Origin of the sequence: Veillonella sp. 6_1_27, assembly GCF_000163735.1 — a bacterium.
In the GTDB taxonomy this organism is placed as follows: domain Bacteria; phylum Bacillota; class Negativicutes; order Veillonellales; family Veillonellaceae; genus Veillonella; species Veillonella parvula_A.
Map to the genome: position 1 here is coordinate 75,166 of NZ_GG770218.1, position 18,739 is coordinate 93,904.

General features: G+C 39.2%; 13 protein-coding genes. All 13 read right to left on the reverse strand.

Going from position 1 to position 18,739, the window contains the following annotated elements; translation table 11 throughout:
- Nucleotides 1–173 precede the first annotated feature (173 nt).
- Nucleotides 174–4,463, reverse strand: a complete 4,290-nt coding sequence (locus HMPREF0874_RS09530) for a translocation/assembly module TamB domain-containing protein (RefSeq protein ID WP_038125909.1) — start codon at nt 4,461–4,463, stop codon at nt 174–176.
- 179 nt (nt 4,464–4,642) lie between these two features.
- Nucleotides 4,643–6,103 (reverse strand): TolC family protein, encoded by a 1,461-nt coding sequence (locus HMPREF0874_RS09535; protein WP_038125910.1) that lies wholly within the window; start codon nt 6,101–6,103, stop codon nt 4,643–4,645.
- Nucleotides 6,104–6,145: 42 nt separating this feature from the next.
- Complete coding sequence (locus HMPREF0874_RS09540) at nt 6,146–7,405, reverse strand: MlaD family protein (RefSeq protein ID WP_008603460.1); 1,260 nt, start codon at nt 7,403–7,405, stop codon at nt 6,146–6,148.
- Nucleotides 7,405–8,163, reverse strand: coding sequence for an ABC transporter ATP-binding protein (locus tag HMPREF0874_RS09545; protein WP_004695454.1), 759 nt, complete (start codon nt 8,161–8,163; stop codon nt 7,405–7,407). Before HMPREF0874_RS09545 ends, HMPREF0874_RS09540 begins: the two co-directional genes overlap by 1 nt.
- Before the next feature lie 21 nt (nt 8,164–8,184).
- A complete protein-coding gene (locus HMPREF0874_RS09550) occupies nt 8,185–8,946 on the reverse strand; it encodes an ABC transporter permease (RefSeq protein ID WP_004695453.1) in 762 nt (253 codons plus the stop codon).
- Between the two features lie 30 nt (nt 8,947–8,976).
- Nucleotides 8,977–10,959, reverse strand: a complete 1,983-nt coding sequence (locus HMPREF0874_RS09555; protein ID WP_004695451.1) for a SpoIVB peptidase S55 domain-containing protein — start codon at nt 10,957–10,959, stop codon at nt 8,977–8,979.
- Between the two features lie 12 nt (nt 10,960–10,971).
- The gene (locus HMPREF0874_RS09560) at nt 10,972–11,256 is read right to left on the reverse strand and encodes a biotin/lipoyl-containing protein (RefSeq protein WP_004695449.1); all 285 of its coding nucleotides are present in this window, start codon (nt 11,254–11,256) and stop codon (nt 10,972–10,974) included.
- 87 nt (nt 11,257–11,343) lie between these two features.
- Nucleotides 11,344–12,684: a phosphodiester glycosidase family protein gene (locus tag HMPREF0874_RS09565; protein ID WP_008603466.1), complete on the reverse strand. Its 1,341-nt coding sequence runs from the start codon at nt 12,682–12,684 to the stop codon at nt 11,344–11,346.
- A gap of 227 nt (nt 12,685–12,911) precedes the next feature.
- The gene (locus HMPREF0874_RS09570; RefSeq protein WP_038125913.1) at nt 12,912–14,297 is read right to left on the reverse strand and encodes a rod shape-determining protein; all 1,386 of its coding nucleotides are present in this window, start codon (nt 14,295–14,297) and stop codon (nt 12,912–12,914) included.
- Complete coding sequence (gene murA / locus HMPREF0874_RS09575; protein ID WP_004695444.1) at nt 14,278–15,543, reverse strand: UDP-N-acetylglucosamine 1-carboxyvinyltransferase; 1,266 nt, start codon at nt 15,541–15,543, stop codon at nt 14,278–14,280. Before murA ends, HMPREF0874_RS09570 begins: the two co-directional genes overlap by 20 nt.
- Before the next feature lie 200 nt (nt 15,544–15,743).
- Nucleotides 15,744–16,706, reverse strand: a complete 963-nt coding sequence (gene glpX, locus HMPREF0874_RS09580; RefSeq protein ID WP_004695442.1) for a class II fructose-bisphosphatase — start codon at nt 16,704–16,706, stop codon at nt 15,744–15,746.
- A 59-nt stretch (nt 16,707–16,765) separates the two neighbouring features.
- On the reverse strand, nt 16,766–17,410 hold the full coding sequence (gene fsa / locus HMPREF0874_RS09585) for a fructose-6-phosphate aldolase (protein WP_004698439.1): 645 nt from the start codon (nt 17,408–17,410) through the stop codon (nt 16,766–16,768).
- Between the two features lie 13 nt (nt 17,411–17,423).
- Nucleotides 17,424–18,704, reverse strand: coding sequence for a serine--tRNA ligase (gene serS, locus HMPREF0874_RS09590; protein ID WP_004698502.1), 1,281 nt, complete (start codon nt 18,702–18,704; stop codon nt 17,424–17,426).
- Nucleotides 18,705–18,739: the final 35 nt, after the last annotated feature.

The following is an 18,739-nucleotide window of genomic DNA, read 5'->3' on the forward strand; positions in this document are numbered from 1 at the left end:
TTCCTCCTAGAACTCATCCCCATAAAGAGTTTACATCTTATTTATAAAGACTAATAAATCTTTATCATTATAGCATAAATTGCTTGGAATGAGTACTATATTAAACAAATTTTATGAAATTAATATGACTAGAATGTGCATACCTAAGGGGTTTACACATTCTAGCCATACTCTTAAAAGCTACGTGTCCAACGACCACCTATATAATTGTTCCCTTTTGATGTATGCCATCCCGTGAACTTAAGGTTTCGTTTAACAGAATATTCTATACCATATTTATTTTGTTTGTTATTAATACCTTGAGAATAAGTCAACATGACTCTCGGTAATACATATTTACCGATTTCAATATTATAATTACTTGCCGTATCCCTATTGGTTGGCTCATCGGGATCAATTGACCCTGTTGTAATATTGATGCGGTCTAACCCAAGTGTATTTTGTAATGCATCTTGTACATAGCCAAAAGCAAACATTTGAAGCCCTGCTGTAGCCACGGCATTCACATCTTCATTTGTCAAAGTACTACTATTTGAATCTGCACCGCGGCCGAAGGTCAACATGGAAATGATTTGCTTTCTAGACAATGTAGGATTAGAGGACAATGATAAGTCCATATGATCCACTGTCCCTTTTACGCCAAGCATAATAGTGTAATTACTTACATTTGTTTCAGCCTCTAATTGTAAGTTTGGTAAATAAGAGCCACCTACGAAATGGGCATTCCCTTTTGTAATATTAAATACATGGCTCAAATACTTAAACGTGCCATTTCTAACATCAAATTGACCACTAGCAGTTGGATTTTGTAAAGATCCACCAAAATGAACATCGCCACTGATAAACATGTTGTATAAGGTGCGATCATATAAACGTACACCTTTACCCGCATGAACAGTAACATCCACCCCCATATCTTTGGTACTTTCACTAGATTGTAAGGAAAGAGGAATTTTGAATTGAATCTTTTCAAGATTTAAAGTACCAATAAGGGTCGGCAATCCATCTCGGTCAGCAATATAAAGTTCACCATTCAACGGTCCTCTTACATATTCACTGCGAACCTCTAAGTCTTCTAGCTGAACTGCCGCCTTGTAATTAGTAAGAGTATGTCCAGACCAATTTACTTTAGCAGCCAAACCAGCTGAGCCTTTGCCCATATTAATACGGGATTGGAAATCACCTTGTTGACCAGAGAAAATTAAGTCACCATCAATACCAGTAATTTGATTTTCTACACTTGCTAATTTCATCGTACCATTACGTACCGATACAGTACCATATGCTTCAGGCTGATCAATAGTGCCTGTAATGTGAACCGTGCCTTTTAACGGACCTGTTGCCTCCTTAACACTAGTTGTAAGAAGAGGGATAACAGCCATATCTGCTTCGTTAAAATCAATAGTTACATCCATAGATTTGCTATCATTTGCTGGAATATACCCAGACGTAAAGATTGCCGCTAATGGAATCTTACCATAGACGCTAAGTTTATACCCACTTTTGGCACCTTGAATTCGTTGAATCTGAATAACTTGATCTTGCATTGTAGCCAATACAAAACCTTCATCAATACCAACACCATTAAAGGACCCCGACTCTACAGCACCGGATAATTCTACTTTAGGATTCTTAGTTTCCCCAGTGATATTTACAACGCCAGTCACCCAACCAGTAGCTTGAATATCCTTACCCATAAGTGGCAAGAACGGTACTATATCAACATCCTTTAATGCAACCTGTAAGTCCGCTTGACCATCAAGATCCATCGTACCGCCTATTGCAATGAGACCTTCATCAACAGGCAGTTTCAAAGTTGTAACTTTGAATTTACGATTAGCAAGACTTGCATCGATAGTTGCATCACCAACAATCTTTTCATCAATACTTACATCATTAATCTTGCCTGTTACATTAACGCTTGGATTGTCGCGTGTACCTCCGATTTCAACAGAACCATTTAATTTGCCATCAATGTGTTCATTGGACCGGTCTAGCAAGGTTAGCAAATTCTTTACGCTACCATTAGTAACATCTAATACACCAAATAGTTGTCTACTATCATCAAACTTCATACCACCTTTAGCAGTGTAGCGACCACCATCGGCTTCAGCAAAGGTGAAATCTTGCACATTTACAACCGATTTATCTGCATAAACACGACCATGAATATCGTTCAATAATTCCCCATTAACTGATAAGGCATCGGATGAAATATAGCCATTGAATTGAGGGTTATCCACAGATCCAGTAATTTGTCCTCGACCAGATAGCAAACCATCAACTTTGTAATCCGTATTAATGAGCAATCTGCCCATATCAATTTTTTTGCCTTCAAAATCAATATTAATTGCTTCTTTAGATACTGTACCGCCACCTGTGATAGTTGCACCATAACCTTCAATATCAAATCTATAAAGCTCTAATGTATCATTCTGATAGTTATATTTTGCAAACGCATTGGTCACGAGTTTGCCATAAGCAGAACCATCCCACAAATGAGCACGACCTTCTATAATCGGATTTGCAGCCGTCCCTGTAATATGATTGTCTGTTTCAAACCAACCTGTAATAGGAACATCTGTAACAGTACGAATCACATTTTCAATACGAGCAGCCCGAGCCTTGGCATTTAGATCTAACACATCTGTATTAAGATTATACCAACCATTAACATCATAGCCCCCATCGCCATCACCAATATGTCCATTGGTGATAGTGAGAATATGGTTATCTAGCTTAATATCTCCATGGATATTATTGAATCGAGCCCCTTTATAATGTACCTCTTGCCCCCATACAGTGCCCATTACATTTGGATTATCCAATGTACCTTGTATCGCAAAAGAGGTATTCAAGGTGCCATCAACATCTTGACCAATAATAAGACTTAGTGCGGTCAATGGCAATGCATTACCGGAAATAGTGGCATCTATATTACCATTTTGGATATAGCCATATCCGCTTAGCGCCCCATCTCCTATAGTGCCTACAACGGTCATATTTGTACTATTATCAGCATGCGTAAAGTTAGCTTTTGCAGTATCAACTACAACACCGCGAATGCCTATTTGGCGACCTTTAACAGAGCCTACAACATCTGTAACTTGATTATTTTTTCCTAAGATACGCATCTCACCATCGATATTACCTGTAACCGGTGAGATCATATCTTTTGTGAAAGTGCCTAAAGGTAAATTTTGAATCTTTATAGTAGTATCAAAATCCCCTGTATCAACCACATATTGGCCCTTAACCTTTGCACTACCTTCGCCTACTGATAGGCGCACATCATCCGTACGAACTAAACCGTTATCATATACAATATCACCTTGTAAACGATCAATATAGTAACCATTATAAGAAATACCATCACTAGCAATCGTTGCATCTACACGTGGAGCTACTGTCGTGCCACCAATATGTGCACGCCCACCTACAATACCAGAAACACCGACGTCTGTTATCGCCTCTAAATCTACTTTATCGGCCACAACATTAAGATTTAAATACTCTTCATCTTTGCCTAGTGTAACTAAGCCATTGATCTTTGTTACTTGATCATTTACCCTCCAAGAACTACGACTAATAACGATTTGATCATTATTAAGCATAATGCGACCCGTGCCATCGGTAATATTATAAATTGTATTACCCCGTTTATAAGTGCCTGTTAAACCTTTAAAGCCTACATTACCACTCATAATGTATTTGCCATCTTCACTTTTAAGATTTAAATGTAAATCTTGTAACTTACCACTCGTTACAGATAGATCCTTACGAAGTGGAACAAAACTCATAATACCAGCAGTATCAATTTCATCAGCTTGTACAAAGAGATCAAAATTAGATACATTGTTCATATCAATTTTGCCATTCAAGGTAATTGCGGAACCATCTACATCAGCAGTAAAGGCACCTTTAGACATGCCACTCATATCAAGCGCCATAGTCCCATCAAGATTTTCTACATTCCTCTTTATTCCATCTTTAGTACGTAGCGCTACGCGACCATCATTAATAGTCACAGAGCCATCAAAAGTACCCGACTTATTTGGATCGGATGGTTTTACTAACTTAGTTATACTCCACGACCCATCAGCTAGTTGCCATATATGAAAATCTGGCGCCTCAACGATTACACTAGAAATAGCCGTAGCCCCTGATGTGTTGCCACCGACAATCTTCGGCAAAGAAGATAGTTTAACTCCTACAGCTACCTCTTGAGCAGTTCCAACTAAATGACCATCTCTATCTTTGATAGTCACATCTGTTAGAACAACATCACCATTCCAATTAATTCGGAGAGAATCATAGTCTATAGATCCGTTTATGACATTATTTACTTGTTCTTTAACCATAGGTGCAATGTAAGTTTGAGCCATAGGATTGATGCTGGCACCAACAATACTAGACAAACCTAAAATCGCTGCACCGATAAGGAGCCACTTTTTACGGGTCATAATGATACTCCCATACACATTATGAATAATATAAATATATATACTAATCTTACCACAGACACAGTAATAACTATAGTATTTTCAGAGTGAATTTTATAAAACCTATCAAGAACACTCATTGTCTATAATGTCCATTACAAGAAAAAAAGACGACCGAAGTCGTCTTTTTAAAGATCATATTATTGATTGCCGCCTAGTTTTGACAATTGTTCAACAGCACCACTATTAGCGATAACTTCAGCACCTTGACCTACAGGTGTAGACAATGGAACGCCTGTTAATTGTTCAAGAGCCGCAATGCTAATATTGTAATTATAAAGAGCTTCTACATAGTTATTACGAGCTGTTGTCAACTTAGTTTCTGCATCAAGTACATCAAGGTTCGTACCAACACCTGCACGGTAACGAAGCGTAGCAATACGGAAACTTTCTTGACCTTGTGCGACTGCAGTTTGTGTACTTTGGATTGTTTGTTCAGCAGCTCGTAAATTCAAGTATGCTTTTTGTACGGCTAACAATACAGCATCAACAGTTGCCAAATTAGCTTCTTTTGCTTGTTCAAGTTGTGCATTTGCTTTTTTAATAGCATTTTGTGTTGCACCACCATCCCATAAGTTCCAAGTAGCACTAGCACCAACACTCCAGGACTTTGTACTTGTACCAAAGTAACCATCTGGATCACCATAGCCACGACCAGCTTTTACAGCAACCGTAGGCAAATAACCCGCCTTAGCAGATTTTACAGCTTCTTCCGCAGATTTTACATCAAGAGCTGATTTAACAAGAGCGGAACGATGAAGCATAGCATATGCTTTCGCTTGCTCCAAGGTTACATTATATGGTTTATATTGTAAATCATGCTCTGCTGTAGTAATAGCCGTTTGTGCAGGGTATGCAATAACTTGATTTAAGTTCGCCTCTGCTAAATTTGCAGCATTTTGCGCTTTTACAAGAGATGTTTGAGAATCATCAAGATTTGTTTTAGCGGCCAATACATCGGAGCTCGCCACTAAACCAACATTATACTGTGCCTCTACATTGGTTACATGACCTTGATAATCTTTAACAGCTTGTTGTGCTACATCTACCATATTACGGCTCATAATCAATGTATAATAACCGTTAAGAGCATCATATTTTGATTGTTGTAAAGCCTCTTCATAGCTAGCACCAGTACCTTCACGAGTATAACGTGCAGAATCAATGCTTGCATCGAGTTGTGGATTGAATACAGGCGCACTAATGGAGAAGTTATGACTACCAGATTTGCCACTACCTGTGTCACCGCCCGTTTTTTGAGCACTCCAACCATAACTAACACTTGGATTCTTACCAGCTGCTACTTGGCTTACTGCAGATTTAGCAGCTTCATAACCCCATTTAGTTTGCTTAGCTGTACGATTATTAGCTAATGCTAAATCAACCGTACGGGCTTCGTTTAAAGCTAATGTACGTTCATAGGTTTTACTGTCTAAAACAGATTTTTCTGCTAATTGCTTTTGTGTTAATTGAATAGCTTCTTTTTGATATTTGCTTAATTGGTCTCCGTTGTTAACGGATGTAGTTACTACATCAGCGGCGAATGCACCAGTAGTAACTAAAGAAAGCATTACACCTAAGGAAAGAACCTTTTTATTCATAATATGTACCTCCATACTCATATAGAGTAAATGTGTTAGTCATTAGAATACTTGTTTAATACCGAAATAGGTACCTCCATTCGTAGAACTGAACGGTCTGGTCATTTGAATAACGCCATAGGTATCTTTATGCAAACGTATATCACTACGAATACGATATTTACGATGATTAAGGTCATATAGCGCGGCTGATAAGGACACTGGACCACGGAGGTTATAATCCACCCCAAGACCCAATTCACTTTCAAAAATACCACCACGCACCAACCATTTAGAACTGATAAATCGACCTGCATTCAGATCAAAAGTAGTATCATCACCTATATTAGAAAGGCCAATTTCAGCCATTCCTTTATTGTTAAAGGCACGTACTCTACCATTGACACGGAATTCATTATCCGTTGTGTTATACAACAAATCTACAGATGGTTCAATCTTGGTAGATGACTTTTTTTCAGTCATACCAACCTCTACACTCTTTCCATTTACATCCGTTTGGTACGCCTTTCCGCCCATCAGTTTATTGATGCGAGCTGAAATCTGTGCCGTATTATGTAAAGTCTCCTTAATATTTTCTTGTGCTTTAGGATCTGTTACAGTTGATTCCATGGTACGAGCCATATTATCTACACGATCAGTAGTTTGTTTTAAATTAGTTAAAATAGCACGCATATCATTGCCTGCATTACCATCAGCATTAAACTGTTGTGCTGCTTGATTTAGCTGAGCCGTTACATCCGCCATATTTTGTGTAATAGCTACCGCATTATCAGCCATCACAGCTGTAGATTGCAAAGAATATTTAAGTGCACTTTGAGTTGCAGGATCACCAATAATACTATTAATAGACTGTAGCATCTTCTCAGTACCATCCATTAATTTTTGTGCACTCTGCATGGCCTTATCCACAGCATCAACGCCTTCACCTTTAACGGAGTCACCATCTTGTAAATATACTTTAGACTGTCCTGGTGAAATTTGAATAAATTTATCACCTAAAAAACCATCTGACCCCAAGGAAAAGATTGAGTCACTTGGAATCTGCGTTTTTTCATCAAGTTTCATCTTAACCACAACGCCACGCGGTGTAATTTCAATATCAGAAACAGTCCCGATGGCCACGCCGGAAAATTTAACCTGATTCCCATTTTTTAGGCCATTTACTTGAGTGAAATCACCTGTAATTGTCATTTGCGGTTTAGCCCAAATATCGATACGGCCTACAAATAGTATGCCTGCAATAAATAGAACTATACCTATTATTGTAAAAGCCCCTACCTTGGCCTCCATCGTCCACTTCATTATATATCTCCCATCGCAGATTCGTTAATCGGCTCTGCTTCACCATGAATAAATTGTTGTACCTTCTTATTTGTAGAATTCTTAAATTCTATTGTATCAGAAATTTCTACAAAATGCCCCTGATCGAGTAAAGCTATGCGGTCAGCAACATAAAATGCTGACTGCATATCATGTGTTACCACGATAGAAGTACAACCAAGCCGATTCTGCATCCCCTTAATTAGCATACTAATCGTACCTGATGTAATAGGATCTAACCCTGATGAAGGTTCATCATAAAGAATTAAACTCGGATCTAGTGCTATAGCACGAGCTAAGCTAACCCGCTTTTTCATACCACCAGATAACTCATTAGGCATATAGGACTCATATCCCTTTAAACCAACCCAATCAAGTCTTTCTGCCACAATGCGTTTGATTTCGTCATCCTTTAACTTCGTATGTTGACGCAAACCAAAAGCTACGTTTTCCCCTACCGACATAGAATCAAACAAAGCTGAATATTGGAATACCATCCCCATTTTTCTTCGTACCGTATTAAATTCATCTTCAGATAATGTAGTTATATCTGTGCCATCTACGATAATCTGCCCTGATGTAGGACGTTGTAAACCTATTAATAAGCGAAGTAGTGTACTTTTACCACTACCACTGCCACCTAATATAACTAACGTCTCCCCATCATTAATAGTGAGATTAACAGAGTCTAAAATCACACGTGACTCGTAGGCAACTACAACATTGCGTAGTTCAATCATAAATCCCTCTAAAAATATCTACTAAAATAACAATGTAGATAAAAAGTAATTTAATACAAATACTAGAATAATACTAGTTACTACAGAACTAGTAGTGGAAAAACCCACAGCTTCTGCGCCCATTTTAGTTTCCATGCCCTTATAAGCACCTACCAATGCAATGACAGCACCAAACACACTAGACTTTATAAGTCCTAACGTGAAGTCTGAAATGGTAGAAAACATTTGAATAGAGTCTAAATATGTACTAGGCGCCAAACCCTTGATAACAGTGGCTACAAAGTAACCACCGGCAATACCGATAACAACACCATAAAATGCCAAAATTGGCACCATAATCATACACGCTACTACACGTGGTACTACGAGGTAACCAACAGGATCAACAGCCATAACACGTAGGGCATCAATTTGTTCTGTTACCTTCATTGTACCAATTTCAGCCGTGATAGCTGCGCCAACACGGCCGGCTAATACTACACCAACTAAGATAGGACCCAATTCACGGCCCATAGCTACAGCCATAAGGCCACCTACTGTACTTTGAGCACCATAGGTAATGAGTACATCTGTAATCTGTAAGGTCATAACGGCACCAGCAAAGAGTAGAGTTAAGCTAATAATAGGCAAGGAGTCTACCCCTAAGTGAGCCATCTGTTGAAATACATGCCACAGATTAATCATTTTTAGTTGTTTTATTGTTTGCCACACTAATAATGTAGCACTACCCATCTGCGATAAGCCGTTTATGACGACTCGACCTATCGATTCTAGCCAACTCAACAGTCTATCCCTTTCCCTTACAGTTTCAACTTATTCAGCTGTATTTGTTCCACCAGCATTAGCCTCATCTTTTTTATTAGTTTCTTTCGACTCTTTTTTAGAATCCTTTTTAGACTCAGCTTTATCCGTTTTATCTTTTTTAGATTGATCTTCCAATTCTAACTTGCGTTCCATCTTAATCTGATGTTTCGCTTCTTTGACACGTTTTGCTAATTCTTTATCCCGATCAGCGGGCTTCATTACATGAATCGTAAATTGACCATCACCTTGCACAATGTACTCAGTATCAACAGCAGTCTTTTCAGGTTTCTTTTCATCATCCTTACTAGAACTCAAATCTTCTTGACCTGTTTTTTTCTTTACATCCCCTGGCATAGGTTTTGATTCCACATCTTTAAGCTTAGCCTTTTTAACAGATTGAGAGCCATCTTCATCAACTAAGCTGATGCCATCTTCCAAAAATTCTACAACGATTTGATTATTTGTATCTGTCTTTTGAATTTCATCATAAAGCTCATCAAAATCTTTATGAACTTTCAAACGGCGTAAAATTTCATCTGTTAAATTATATTTCTGTTTTTCCAATACATATGGCAATGGAATCTCGCCACCGCCACGCACCTCTAAGGTATATTTACCAATAGCTTGATCTTCAGGTACCTTAAAGAAAATTTGTTTAATAACCTTTTCACCGCGGAACGGCTCTAATGTTACATCTACTACGATAGTATCCCCAGGAGAAACTACAGTAGACGAAGCAGAAGCATCGATAAGCTTTGCTGTTTTCTTATCTTGCGTTACGTTGGTTTCAACCGAAATATCCGAAATTTCATAGTTGATGAATCGATTGTTCATAAGAACATCAATGACATTATAAAATTCATCAACTGCTTTTTCACTAATGGAATCAGAGCTGTAGAACATATTTGTCCGCGTTAATGGCTTATGTTCTTTCCCTTTTGGCGTAATAGTATAAGAAATTGTAGCCGTACCAGAGCCACTGCGATCCAATGTTTTATTCAACATATTGTATAAGGCTGTAGCTGCTAAAGTTGGTGTCATTTCACCATCTTCAATAACCTTGACGGAACTAGTTCTATCACGGCCCATATCAATATCCTTTAAATGGAATCGCAATGGAATACCTGGCGAAATCACGCCTGATACACCTGCAATACCGGCACCTCTATCTTCAGTAACAGAACCAATCTCTTTACCCATAGAGCCAAGCTTAAAGGCAGCATTATAGCTTTTTACAACGGTAAAGATACTTGCATTGTGCATAAAATAGTTAGAAGAACCATGTTTTAAGAATGGATGACCAAAGGCAACAACCTTTTCACCATCTACATGAGTAACAGTACCAATAGCGCCCAATTTAAGGTCACCATCAACTAGCAAAGCCGCTACCGAGCCACCAGCTTCTAAAGGTTTTGCAATTTCATCACCACTAGCACTTGCGGTGTCATATGTTTCATATTTATATTGTGGTAACTTCGATTTAAAGTATTCCATTGATGCCGCATCGAAGCCATATGCCATAAGTGGAGTACCTAAAGGAATCAATTGTGTATCATCCCAAGGTTTAGATAAGTTTTTCTCATATGGTATATTCCATAGTTTGACCATATCCTCAATAGGAGTGATCATACCTATCGTACCATCCGCAAACCCCCAGCCATAAGCAACAGCCCCAACAAGTTTACCATTTATATATACAGGGCTACCACTCATACCATGCGCAATGCCACCAGTTTGATCCATAACAGGTCCGGAAAACTTGGCTAAAATAAGATGACCAGATGGTCCCTTATCCTTCATGACACCCAGTACCTTTACATCAAAGGTGGAAATAGTATCCCCTACGATTACAGTTTTTGCAATACCTTCCATACCTGTTGTTACATCATTGACAGGCATAAAATCAATAGCCTGTGCAGTTGTAAGTGAAGTACAGAAGAAAAGCGCCAGTATCGCTTTTCTATACCGACGCCAAGAATGAGAAAACTTCATTCCTTCTCTCCTTTATTTACTTTCTACAGTGACAACGATTTGATCACGAGAAACGTCTGAACCCACTGTAACATTAACCGCCGTTACAGTACCAGTTACAGTAGATTTAGCAGCAGCCATAGGACCAGCCAATGTCTCTACAGTCACCAATGTTTGGCCTTCTGTTACAGAAGTACCAACAGAAACTGTAGAAGCAACTTTACCTGTTAATACACTTTGGTATGATACAGGGGCCGCCATTACAGAGCTAACACTTAAAATACCTAATGCAGCTAAAGCTAACACTACTCTTTTCATAACGATCCCTCCTTTTACAAAATTAGTTATGTATTTATAGTATACTAAATTATTAGTAATATTTCAAACAAAATTGTATGCACGAATCTATTTTATGATTACTATATCCTCATAACTCATAGGTACAGAAGATTTGTGTACATAATCATCATTGATAACTATATCAATGCTACCTTGATTTGATAATTCAGCGCCATCAACAACACCTAATTTAGACAATAACTGAGCTCCTTCTTTTTGAGTCACACCTACAGATTGAAGTTCGGATTTATCAACTGTTAGCACAACTAAATCGTGTTCCTTTGTGGTTCCAATGAAACTACGACCTTTGTTATTAGATTCATCAGCTCCTACATAGCGACCGCCTTTCATCACCATAGTGCCCACTTCTAAACTAGCTCCACCGGTAGTACTAACTTGAGCAAGTTCTTCTCTATTTTGAATCGTAATAGGTGTTCCAACTTTTAATTTACGTAAAGCATTTCCAGATTCGCCATGACCAGACAATACGTATTGGTTTTCCCCAATTTTAGAATTTCCCTTTTGTTTACTAATAACCTTGCCATTAGCTACAGTCACTTCATAACCATATTCATTGGTCTTTGTAGAAGGACCATAAGTTGACGTATAAAGGGTCAAGGCATTCTCTTTACGAACCGTATCAACGGAGGTGATTACAAAACTCTCATTCTTTGTTTTAGCTTGAAGTAAAGGTTTTTTCTCTTCTATAAAATATCCTCTATTAGGCGTATATCGTAACGTACCACGATTAGAAATACGCTCTAAATCAATGGCTCCATCACTCGCCACTGAGTAAGGTCGTTCAAAACTGCCCCCTTTTACCTTTGCTCCAATGATAGCTGTATGAGCTTGAGTAACAGAAGATAATAGTTTACCTTCTGGAACATGCGCCACCACCATAGGTGAATCATTATCTACGGTCAATGCAAAGGCTTGAATTTTCCCTTCAGCTACGGTGTTATTAATTTTGCTATACGTTACAGATTTATTTACATCTTTTGTAGTCTGTTGCGCATAGCCAGAAAATAAATCCACTACTATACGCGAAGGCTTTTCTAATGCAAACTCATGATGTTGTACATCCTTATTCGCTGTTAATGTTACTCGTAAGGCCCCATTAACCGGTTGTAAGCCAATGCCTTTAAGAACTCCCGTTTTTTTATCATTTTGTGATATGGGGCCAGTTAAACCATTTGTAGTACCCCCTAAGTTCAATGTAAGAGCATGTGTTTCTTCATTATAGGATTGAGTCCAAGATACAGGCATTTCAGATACATCTAAAACAATTCGGCTTGTACCTTCATGATTAGATACGCGCACCCCTGTTAAATTACCGGCCTCAGCATGAGGAACGGTACTACCCAGTAGACCTAAAACAGCAAAAGTCATATACAGATATCGTTTCATCTTTAATTCCTCTATAGCTACAAACCATAATAATGACCTTATATCATTACATCAATTTTACGCAATATACTTTTACTATAGTATACAGCATAAAGATGAAAAATTCAAAAAATAAACGAAAAACGAGGTTACAGTCTAAAGATACTCCATACATAAAATAGAATAACTGTAGACCATAACCTCGTCAATTTAAACTTACATCATCATGATATATTATTGTAACTATATTATTGTAACTCATCTAATGTATCACGAAGCTGTGACATTTCATCTAAAGCCTTTGCAACACCTTTAATTACTGCATATCTTGGAGATTCTACAAGGTATGCCGCGATTCCAATAGAACGTGTAATAACACGGTCTAATCCATCGATGAGCGCGCCACCACCAGTAAGAATGATACCATGATCATTGATAGCGGCCACAAGTTCCGGTGGAGTTTTTTCTAAAATGGACTTAACGCCTTCCAAAACATTCATCACTTGTGCTTCTAGAGCACGTTGAATCTCTAAAGAATTCACCGCAACCATCTTTGGTAATCCAGAACTTGCATCTCGTCCTCGTACCTCAATTGTACGCTCCTTTGCACGACGATCCACAGTCCCTACAGAAATTTTAATTTTCTCTGCCGTTAGGGGACCAATAACGAGGCGCTTCTTACGGCGGATATAACGGATAATAGATTCGTTAAAAGAATCTCCACCGATGCGAAGTGATTCACTTACAACCACACCCGTATCACAAAGAACGGCAATATCCGTAGTGCCACCGCCAACATCGACAACCATCGCCCCTACGTGCTTAGCATCATTGAGACCAGTCCCCATAGCAGCAGCCAATGGCTCTTCAATAAGGACTGTCTTTTTTGCACCGGTTCTGAGTAAGGCCTCTAAAATGGCGCGTTTCTCTACAGGTGTAATGCCTGATGGCACACATACGATAATACGCGTCTTCATCAATCTAGAAGCAGGTACAACGGAGCGAATAAAGTACTTCAACATGAATTCTGTCATATCATAATCTGCAATAACGCCCGCTTGAACTGGACGGATGACGGAAATCCCTTTTGGAGTACGGCCTACCATAGAACGTGCGGCCTCACCTAAAGCAAGAATATCACCGGTTTTATCATCCCGTGCAATATACGCAGGTTCATCTAATACCAAGCCTTTACCCTTTGCAAAAATGAGGATATTTGCAGTCCCTAAATCAATTCCCAAATCGAAGTTTAAAGATCGATTTAAACGACTCATAAAATCTCCGACTTGCTCAGGTCGAACTAAACGTTTTAATGTCATGGCTGGCGTTGTTTTAGCAATCGCTACAGTCTCACGACTACGTCGTTCAGCACGGCGCATTTTTGTAACTTTAATCATGGTCTCGCGCATATTGGAGGCTAAATGATTAGCTTGCTTTGCCACGCCATTTGAAAGCTTAGTAGACTTACGTTTTGTCCTTCTCAATGGTTTGCGTGTAGTACTCGCTTTCGAATTCTCAACCTTTGCAGCACCTAAGTTCTGTTGCTCGTTGTATAAAGCCGGCCCTTTAGAGCGCCGGCTTCTTTTCTTTTTATTTTGTTTTGGCTGTGTACTCTTATTCGTCAACCCGAACAATATCAGCACCTAACCTTTGCAATTTACCTACAAAATCATCATAACCTCGGTCAATATGATGTAAACGACCGACTTCTGTTCTACCTTCCGCAGTCAATGCAGCGCATACCAGCGCCGCTCCAGCACGCAGGTCAGTAGCATTCACTATAGCCCCGTGTAAGCTTGGCATACCTTCGACAATAGCTTGACGATTGTCGATGTCAATATGCGCCCCCATTTTACGAAGTTCAGCAACATGCATAAAACGATTTTCAAATACAGTTTCTGTTACTGTACTAGTCCCTTCCGCAATCGTAGTAAGAGCCATAAATTGAGCTTGCATATCTGTTGGGAATCCAGGGTATGGCAAGGTTTTAATATCGACAGCTTTAATGCCTTTACCACTACTGATAACGCGAATGCCGTCGATTTCTTCCTCTACTGTTACACCAGCTTCCTTTAATTTAGCCACTACTGGTTTTAGATGTTCTGGCAATGCATTTTCTACGAATACATCACCACCTGCCATAGCAGCTGCAATTAAATATGTACCAGCTTCAATGCGGTCAGGAATAACTGTATGAATAGCACCGTGTAATTGAGGTACACCTTCAATACGAATCACATTTGTACCAGCTCCGCGAATATTAGCCCCCATAGCATTTAAGAATGTAGCTAAATCAACAATTTCAGGCTCTTCTGCAGCATTTTCGATAACGGTTTTACCTTCCGCCATAGAAGCAGCCATAATTACATTCTCTGTAGCCCCCACACTTGGGAAATCCAAATAAATTTGAGTCCCTTTAAGTCCTTCCGGAGCATGGGCATATACATAATCTTCAGTAATTTCAATTTTTGCACCTAATGCTTCAAATGCTTTTAAATGAAGATCAATGGGACGTGCACCGATAGCACATCCACCAGGCATTGAGATTTTAGCCTCCCCTTTACGAGCCAAAAGTGGACCCATGACAAGGAAGGATGCACGCATTTTACGCACAAGTTCATAAGGAGCTTCCGTAGCAGTCAATGTAGAAGCATCGAAAACAATTTCACCATCTGCATTATTACGAGTGATTTTAACCCCCAAAGACTCGATAACTTGGCAAATCGTGCCTACATCTTCTAAATTTGGAATTTCAAGCAATTTACTAGGCGTTGATGCTAGCAAAGTACCGGCAATAATAGGGAGTACTGCATTTTTAGCACTACTAACACGTACACGTCCTTCCAATCGATTGCCACCTTGAATGATTAACTTTTCCAACAGAATTCCTCCTACACTTTATATCGTTCATCTTGTATAAGCTACAAGACCTTGTATTTATAACGTCATATACTAAATGTTATTATACTATTTTTCGATATATCTCATCAAGAGAATGAGAGAAAATACAAAGAAAAAAAGCCCTGAATATATCTCAAAAATTTGTGCCCAATTTTTGAGTATATTTCAGGGCTTTATTCTTATTTAGCTTTTAATGTTTTAAGTTTATGATCCATATGCACTGTATCAAGGAAACGAACCGTACCAGTTTTAGACCGCATCACAATAGTATGAGTACGCGCACCACCTGGGAAATATTGAATTGGATTTAATAAGTTACCACGTGTAATAGCAGTAGCCGCAAAGATAACATCATCAGTACGAACTAAATCATTTAATGTGAGCACTTGGTTTACATCGGCAATGCCCATTTCATGGCAACGACGAATTTCTTCTTCCGTTTCTGGTTTTAAGCGAGCTTGCATATCGCCGCCTACACATTTTAAGGCTGCAGCCGCTAATACACCTTCAGGTGCACCACCAGTACCTACAACCATGTGCACCCCAGAACCTTCGATACAACATTCCATAGCTGGATTAACATCACCATCAGAAATGAGCATAATACGAGCCCCTACTTCACGAGCCTCTTTCATTAAGCCTTGATGACGCTCACGATCAAGCATAACCAACGTGATTTCATCTACATTACGTTCCATTTTAGCCGCTACATTTTTGATATTTTCGGTCAAAGATTTCGTAATATCGATAGCACCTGCACCTCGAGGACCAACACAAAGTTTCTCCATGTACATATCCGGTGCATGTAACAAGCCACCTTTTTCTGCAATCGCCATAACTGCAATAGCACCATTTTGACCTTTAGCAATCAAGTTTGTCCCTTCAATAGGATCAACGGCGATATCTACTTCTGGTCCGCCAGCACCTACGTGTTCTCCGATATAAAGCATAGGAGCTTCATCAATTTCGCCTTCTCCGATAACCACAGTACCAGAAATGCGAACAGAATCAAACGCTTGACGCATAGCATCTACAGCAAGACCATCGGCTGCATCCTTTTGCCCACGGCCAAGCAAACGACCGCTACGCAAAGCTGCGGCTTCAACGACACGAGCAAATTCCAAAGATAATGTACGATCCATAATGGGCCTCCTTATAAGTCCTCTATGTATTGATATGACTCTTACCTAGAGTCTCTAACTTATTGATTAGCTTGTTTCCAATCTTCCATAAATTTTGCAAGTCCTGCATCAGTCAACGGATGTTTCATAGCTTGCATGAGTACTTTAAATGGAACAGTTGCAATATGAGCACCTGCTTTAGCACATTGAATAATATGCAGCGGAGTTCTCACACTTGCAGCAATAATTTCAGTTTCAATTTCATGAATAGCGAAAATATCTGCAATATCTTGAATCAATGTAAGACCATCCATGCTGATATCATCAATACGACCCACAAATGGACTCACATAACTTGCACCTGCACGAGCAGCTAATAAGGCTTGGTTTGCAGAAAAAATCAAAGTCACATTCGTTTTAATGCCTTCTTTGCTCAAAATAGCAACGGCTTTAAGACCTTCTGGAGTCATAGGAACTTTAATAACCACATTAGAGCCTAATTTCACAAGGTCATGTGCTTCCGCCACCATGCCTTCAGCATCAGAGGAAATAACCTCTGCGCTAACAGGTCCATCAACAAGGTTTGCAATTTCAGAAATAACTTGTTTCAAATCGCGTTTAGCTTTCACGATAAGCGATGGGTTTGTAGTTACGCCATCAATAAAACCAAAATCATAGGCCTCTTTAATCTCATCAAATTCTGCTGTATCAATAAAGAATCTCATAAAATGCCCCCTCTTATTTAGCCGGTGAAATCACTTCAACGCCACCCATGTATGGCACGAGAACTTTTGGAATTACAACGGACCCATCGGCTTGTTGATAGTTTTCCAAGATAGCAGCTACTGTACGCCCTACTGCAAGGCCAGATCCATTTAATGTATGAACAAATTCCGGTTTACCCTTAGGTCCACGACGGAATTTAATATTAGCACGACGAGCTTGGAAATCAGTCATATTAGAGCAAGAGGAAATTTCTCTATACTTGCCTTGTGCAGGCATCCACACCTCTACATCATAGGTTTTAGCAGAACCAAAGCCCATATCACCTGTGCACAGAGTGATAACACGGAACGGTAATTCTAATAAGCGCAATACTTCTTCTGCATTATCTGTTAATGTTTCTAATTCTTTGAAAGAATCTTCTGGTTTAGCTAATTTAACCATTTCAACTTTGTTAAATTGATGTTGTCGAATAAGGCCACGAGTATCACGCCCCGCGGAACCCGCTTCAGCACGGAAACATGCGGTGAATGCAGTATAGTATTTAGGCAATTCCTCTTCGCTCAAAATTTCGCCACCGTGATAATTAGTCAATGTAACCTCAGCAGTTGGAATCAAGAAATATTCCGTTCCCTCTACATGGTACATATCTTCAGCAAATTTAGGCAATTGCCCAGTGCCCGTTAAAGTTTCACGCGTTACCATATATGGAGTCATCATTTCAGTATAGCCATGTTTATCTACATGAAGATCCACCATGAAGTTGATAAGAGCCCGTTCCAAACGAGCCCCTAACCCCTTATACACAGTAAAGCGAGCACCGCTCATTTTGCCTGCACGGTTGAAATCAAGGATATCGAGGTTTTCACCTAAATCCCAATGAGCCTGTACATCAAAATCAAATTGACGTGGTTCACCCCATTTGCGTTGCTCCACATTTTCATCTTCATCGGCACCTACAGGAACAGATGCATCACACATATTTGGCAACATCAATGCCGCATCGCGCAATTTTGTTTCTACTTCGCGAATACGGTTATCAAACTCAGCAATCTCATCGCCTACTTTTTTCATTTCTGCGATTTTTTCATCAGCATTTTCTTTGTTGCGTTTTAATTTGCTAATTTCTTCTGTTACAGAATTGCGAAGCGCTTTTAATTCTTCTACTCGACCGATCAATTGACGACGTTCATCATAAGCGGATACAAAGGTTTTCAGATCGCCTTTTGTATGACGATTATCTAAATTTTGTTGCACTAAATCAATATTTTCACGGACAAATTTTAAATCTAACATACTATAAACCTCATTTTCCAACTATGTTACGCACA